The organism is Streptomyces prasinopilosus, from assembly GCF_001419695.1.
GTDB classification, from domain to species: domain Bacteria; phylum Actinomycetota; class Actinomycetes; order Streptomycetales; family Streptomycetaceae; genus Streptomyces; species Streptomyces prasinopilosus.
Map to the genome: position 1 here is coordinate 1 of NZ_LIRG01000730.1, position 6,196 is coordinate 6,196.

The following is a 6,196-nucleotide window of genomic DNA, read 5'->3' on the forward strand; positions in this document are numbered from 1 at the left end:
CGGGCAAGGCGCCGCGCCGTTCCCCGCCTCCGCCCCCGTCCTCGGGCCGGGCCGGGCCGCCGTCGGCCCCGGTGCGGATCGCCGGCGGGTGTGCGGCCGCACCTTCGACGCACCGGAGCCGGGCCGCACCGCCGGCCCCGTCGGGACCGGACCGCGCCGGTTCCCGGGAAAGCCGGGGAGGTCACTCGGCCGCTCCCGCGGCGGGCCCGGTGGCAGGCGTGCCGCCGGTCCCGCGACCGCCCCGGGAGGGGCCGCGGGTCCCGTGCCCCGTCACCGCTCCGTCTGCTCGCACTCCAGGGGTTCCTCGCGGGACGGTCCGCCGTACAGGGAGCTGATCCGGACGTCGCCCGCCTCCTGGACGGTCAGCCGGCTGAAGTCGCCCTCCGCGGTCAGGCAGCCGTTGTCCGCCCACAGCCAGGGCGAGTGGGCGATCCGCACGGTCACCGTGCCGGGCCTCGGCATGCGGACGACGAGGTTGGCGCCGTCGGAACTCACCACCGAGGCGGGCCTGTCGACGAGCGGGGTCGCGTTCTTCACGCGGTATATCTTCCAGTTGGTGTCCTCCCACACCAGGTCCAGGTACTCCGGCTCACTGCTCACCAGCGCGTGCTCCAGCTCCGCGGGACCGTCCGGTTCACCGTTGACGAGGACGACGAAGCCCACGGCCCACTGGGCGAGCCACGCGCGGTAGGCCTCGGAGGTGAAGGTGCCCTCGGGCACCTCGGTCCCGCTGTGCCCCTCGTAGAAGAGACGGCCGCGCTCCACGTCGGCCTGGCGGTTCCAGCCGCGCGCCATGTTGATGTGGGGCGCGAGGATGGCGGCCTCCCTGTGGTCGCGGGCCGGCACCACCTCGACCCGGGTCTTCCGGGCGTCCAGCCGTTCGAGCTCGTTGACGACCCCGTCGGTCTTGACGGCCCACTCGGGCACCTCGGTGTTGGTGACTATGTCGGCGATCGTCTTGCCGGACAGCCAGGTCAGGGACAGGGCCAGGGCCACCGCGCAGCCCACTTTCCGCTGCCCGGGCGTGAGCCGGTGGAGTGACGGCCGGGCGGGCGCCTTCCCGTCCGCGCCCCCCTCGTCCCCGTCCCCGCGGTGCATCACCACGGCGAGCAGGGCCGCGGGCGCCGCCAGCTCCGTGAGCCGTTCGACGTTCGTGCCGATCGGCGAGGAGATCAGGTAGCAGAGCACCACTCCGAGCGCGTACACGCCGGCGCCGTACCGCAGCAGCCGCCAGGCGCGCGGGGCCGCCAGGATGATCACCGTGCACAGCAGGACGGGGGGCCAGATCCGCGCGAACGACATGGGCTGCTCGCCCTCGAACGGGAAGAGCAGCGTGGTCGTGGCGACCACGGCGACCGGCGGCACGAGAAGGGCGAGAGCGCGGCCCCACTCACGCGTGAGCAGGTAGGCGGCCCCCACCACCACCAGGAACAGTCCGGAGACCGGGCTCCCCATCGTGGCCAGCGTCGTGGCGAGAGCCACCGCCGTGAGGTGCCGGCCGCCGCGCCCGCTGACCGCCGCGAGCACGGCGCCCAGGGCGAAGGCACTGCCGAGCATGAAGGTCGAGCGTCCGGACACCACCTGGCACCACAGCGAGAACATCACCACCAGCGCGGGCCAGACGGGTCTGCGCACTCCCGTGCGCTCGACCACCGCGCCGGCGAGCCAGGACGCCGCGAGCCCCGACAGCAGGGTGACGGGCACCACGCCCAGGGCCGCCATCAGGTACGGCGACATCAGGCTGTAGTTCGCCGTGTGCAGTCCGCCGTACCAGAACAGGTTGTAGGCGTAGCCCGGGTACATCCTCGCGAACTCGGCCCAGGCGACCTGCGCCGCCAGGTCGCCGCCCCCGGTCGCGAACACCGCTCCCCACACGCCGTACAGCGGCAGGGAGCACGCCAGGACGGTGAGGGGGACGCGGTGGCGCTCGTGCCAGGGCCGGCGGTCCCGCGTGGGTTTGTCGCGTAGAACGGGGCGGTGCGGGCTCAGCTCGGCGAAGGCCACTGCGGCTATCCATTCGACGTGTACGGGGAGGGTCTCGCTGCAGGTAGACGCTAATCGACCACCGCCCGTTGGCAGCAGGGGCCCCGTACGGGGAGGCCGCGGGCCCGCGCACCCCCTCCCGCACCGGTGACGGCGGGTCTCCTCGCCCGGCAGACGGTTCACATGACTGAACGCGCATCACCGAGTCGAACAGTTTTTTATCCCTCTTGACCCTACGTTTCCTTGTCGTGCCCACTACACCGCCCTCAGGATGAGCGAGCCATTCACACTGCGGAACAGCTTCGGAAGGAGGGACATGAACGGTCTCGACTGGTCGGTGCTCATCGGTTACTTCGCGGTGATGATCGCCATCGGTGTCTGGTCGCACAGGCGGGTGGACGACGTCAGCGACTTCTTCACGGCCGGCGGCCGGATGCCCTGGTGGCTCTCCGGCATCTCCCACCACATGTCGGGCTACAGCGCGGTGATGTTCACCGGCTACGCCGGCATCGCGTACACGTACGGCGTGACGTCCTTCGTCACCTGGTCCTTCCCCATCGCCCTCGGCATCGCCATCGGGTCGAAGCTGTTCGCCCCACGGATCAACCGGATGCGCTCCCGGCTCCACGTGGCCTCCCCGCTGGAGTACCTCAAGAGCCGCTACGACCTGAGGACCCAGCAGGCGCTGGCCTGGTCCGGCATGCTGCTGAAGATCGTGGACGTGGGGGCGAAGTGGGCGGCGATCGCCACCCTGCTGGCGGTGTTCACCGGCGTCTCGCTCAACGAGGGCATCCTCATCACCGGCGCGGTCACGGCGATCTACTGCACCATCGGCGGCCTGTGGGCGGACGCGCTGACGGAGCTGGGCCAGTTCGTCATCCAACTCCTGGCCGGTGTCGCCATGTTCGTCGCGGTGGTGGCCGAACTCGGCGACCACGGCGGCTTCTTCGGCGTGTGGGACGAACCCGAACTCCGGGGACACGCGGAGCCGCTGGTCGGACCGTACGGCACGGTCTTCCTGCTGGCGTTCCTCTTCATCAAGCTGTTCGAGTACAACGGCGGCATGCTCAACCAGGCCCAGCGGTACATGGCCACGGCCACGCCCCGCGAGGCCGAGCGCTCGGCGCGGCTCTCGGCGGCGCTGTGGCTGGTCTGGCCGCTGGTGCTGTTCTTCCCGATGTGGATGTCGCCGCTGCTCGTGGAGTCGCAGAAGGCGGACGGCTCCGACTCCTACGCCCTGATGACCGAACAGCTGCTGCCGCACGGCCTGCTGGGCCTGGTCATCGTGGGTTTCTTCTCCCACACGATGGCGATGTGCTCCTCGGACGCCAACGCCATCGCGGCCGTGTTCACCCGGGACGTCGCCCCGGTGCTGTCCGCGAGGGCGCGGCGGTGGAACGACCGGTCGGGCCTGGTCGCGGCCCGGGTGACGACCGTGGTCTTCCTCGGCCTGTCCATGGCGGTGGCGACCCAGGTCGACTCGCCGACGTTCAAGGACATCATCACCGTGGTCATCAAGTGGGTGGCCGGCCTGATGGGCCCGATCGCCATCCCGATGATGCTGGGGCTGCTGCGCCCGTTCCGCCGCTCGGGCCCGACCGCGGCGCTCACCAGCTGGGCCACCGGACTGCTGGCCTTCTGGCTGGTGAACTACCCGGTCCACTGGGCCGTCGAGGGGGGCGTGCCCCTGGAGTACCAGGTCTCGATCCCGCTCGCCGTCTCCCTGGCCCTGTACGTCCTGATCGGCTACGTGAAGCCGGAGGACACCCCGGAGCGGACGGCGGTCATCGAACGCCTCAACACCGACGACGACGGCTCCGCCGCGGCGGCGGTGCCGGCCCCGGCGAAGGCCCCGGACGCGGCGTCCGCCCGGACACCGGACGGTCCCTAGCCCGGACGTGTTCCGCGGGGCCACCCGGCCCCACGGGGGCATCCGGCTCCACGGGGCCACCCGGCCCCACGGGGTCACCCGGCCCCACGGGGTCACCCGGCCCCACGGGGCGTCCGGCCCCACGGGGTCACCCGGTCAGGGATCCTCACGCGCCGCGCGGGTAGCGCGCCAGCCAGGCCGGGGACGAGCCGGCCGGGCCGTGCAGGGCGGGGCCCTGGGTCATCTCCATGGCGAAGTCGTCGGCGAGCTCCAGGATCGTGGGGCGGCCCTCCAGTTCGGCCAGCCAGGCCGGCGGGAGGGCCGTCTCGCCGTGCAGGGCCCCCAGCAGTCCGCCGGTCAGCGCGCCGGCCGCCGCGCCGGGCCCGTCCATGTTGACGGCGAGGCACAGCCCGTGCCGTACGTCCTCCCCCACCAGCGCGCAGTACACGGCGACGGCGAGGAGGCCCTCGGCGGTCCCGTCCCCGCTCAGCCGGGTCACCCGCTCCGGCGTGGGCATCCCCTGGCGCACGGCCCCCAGCGCCTGCCGCAGGGCGTCCGTCACCGGCTGGTGCCCCGGCCGTGCGGCCAGCAGCACGAGCGCCCGCTGCACCGCCGTGTCGAGGTTCTCGCCCCGGGCCAGTCCGTGCACGATCGCCGCGTACCCGCCGGCCGCGAGGAAGGCGGCCGGACGGCCGTGGGTCTGTGCCGCGCACTCCACGGCGAGCTGGGCGACGAGCTGCGGTTCCCAGCCGACGAGCAGCCCGAAGGGCGCCGAGCGGGCCGCCGCCTCGGGGCCCGCCTCACCGGGGTTCTTGGGCGCCTCCGGCGTGCCCATGGTGTCGTCCCCGAGCCCGAGCAGCAGGGCGCGGGGCGGGTCGCGGCGGGCGTACAGCCACTCCTCGCGCGCGAGCCACCCGTCCTCCTCGCGGCGCTCGTCGGGGCCCCAGTCCCGCTGGGTCACGGCCCAGCGCAGGTACGCCCGGTGCAGGTCGGTCGGCGGGTGCCAGGCCCCGGTGTCGCGCCGCACCTGGGCGCGGATCAGGCCGTCCACGGAGAACAGGGTCATCTGGGTGAGGTGGGTGACCGCGCCGCGCCGGCCGTGGGCGGGGGCGGGCCCGGTGATCCCGGCGGCGCCGTGCGTCCGCCGGATCGCGTCGAGGTCCTGCCCGTCCACGGGCGCGCCCAGCGCGTCCCCGAGGGCCACGCCGAGCAGCGTCCCGCGCACCCGGCTGCGGAAGTCCTGCTGCTCGCGCCGCCCCCAGACGGGCCCGGCAGTCGCGTCCACCCAGACCTCCCGGACACCGTGCGTACGTGCGACGCCAAGCACTGTATGCGAACGGGGAGGGCCGGTTCAGGGCACGGAGAGGTATGGGAGCGGTGACCGAAGTGACCGGCCTGACCGCACCTGGCCGCCTGTGCCCGGGCTCGTGCGGTGTCTAGGACCAGGTGCGTCAGGGGGGCGTCGGGCCGGGCTCCGGACCGTGCCCGGGAGGCCGCGCGCGCTCGCCGAGACGGCGCAGGACCTCGTCGCGCTGCGCCCGCGCCCACGCGTACGACGGGTCGCGTTCCAGGGCGCGGTCCAGATCGGCCAGCGCCTCCGCGTGACGGCCGAGGCGGGAGAGGGCCATGCCCCTGCTCGCGTACGCCGACGTGTACTCGGGGTCCAGGGCCAGGGCCCGGTCGAAGTGGGCGAGGGCCTCCGCCCCGCGGCCGGCGGCGTGGAGGGCGTCGCCGCGTTCGCAGTGCGCCCAGGGCGAGTCGGGCTGCAGGAGGACCGCGCGCTCCAGGTCCGCGAGCTGCCGGGCCGGGTCTCCGAGCTCCCGCCGGACGCGGGCCCGGCGGATGAGGGCCCAGGGGTAGTCGGGCTTGAGTTCCAGGGCGCGGTCGAGGTCGGCGAGCGCGGCGGCCGGGTCGCCCAGGGCGAGGCGGGTGGCGCCGAGGGAGGCCCAGGCGAAGGAGTGCTCCGGGTCCAGGGACAGCGCCTCACTGAGGTCCCGCAGCGCGGCCGGGTACGCCTGGCGGGTCCGGTGGTACTCCCCCATCAGGGCGAGGATCCCGGCGTCGTCCGGGGCCAACTCGGCGGCCTGCCGCAGATGGGCGAGGGCGTCGGCGTAGTCGCCCCGGGCCGCCAGGGCGACGGCCCTGCTCCGGAGGACCCGTGCCGCGCTCTGCGGGGACAGGACCATGTTCCGCCAGTCGGGCGGCTCGGCCTCCCCCTCGTCCGGCACGCCGTCCGGCAGCGCGTCCTCGTCCCGTGCGTCCTCGTCCCGTGCGTCCTCCTCCGGTGCGCCGTCGTCCCGTGCGCCGTCGGGCAGTGCGCCGTCGTCCCGTGCGCCGTCGGGC

General features: G+C 73.9%; 4 protein-coding genes. 1 reads left to right on the plus strand and 3 read right to left on the minus strand.

Translation table 11 applies throughout. The features are described 5' to 3' along the window. Window positions 1-270: 270 nt before the first annotated feature. On the minus strand, window positions 271-2,004 hold the full coding sequence (locus AOK18_RS25385; protein WP_055695842.1) for a hypothetical protein: 1,734 nt from the start codon (window positions 2,002-2,004) through the stop codon (window positions 271-273). Window positions 2,005-2,299: 295 nt separating this feature from the next. On the opposite strand from AOK18_RS25385, the gene AOK18_RS25390 reads away from it, so the two are divergent. Continuing rightward, window positions 2,300-3,874 carry a sodium:solute symporter family protein gene (locus AOK18_RS25390; protein ID WP_055695843.1) on the plus strand — a complete coding sequence of 525 codons (1,575 nt, stop codon included), beginning with the start codon at window positions 2,300-2,302 and terminating at the stop codon, window positions 3,872-3,874. 145 nt (window positions 3,875-4,019) lie between these two features. Here AOK18_RS25390 and AOK18_RS25395 read toward each other — a convergent pair whose 3' ends face one another. Then, entirely contained in the window at window positions 4,020-5,138 is a 1,119-nt protein-coding gene (locus AOK18_RS25395) for an ADP-ribosylglycohydrolase family protein (protein ID WP_055574986.1), read from the minus strand. Window positions 5,139-5,304: 166 nt separating this feature from the next. Continuing rightward, window positions 5,305-6,196, minus strand: an 892-nt coding sequence (locus tag AOK18_RS35190) for a tetratricopeptide repeat protein (RefSeq protein WP_157865183.1), incomplete at its 5' end; no start/stop codon positions are given.

Bases quoted from the DNA above. Each gene is read 5' to 3' on its own strand.
- AOK18_RS25390 (WP_055695843.1), top strand. From the start codon at position 2,300: ATGAACGGTCTCGACTGGTCGGTGCTCATCGGTTACTTCGCGGTGATG.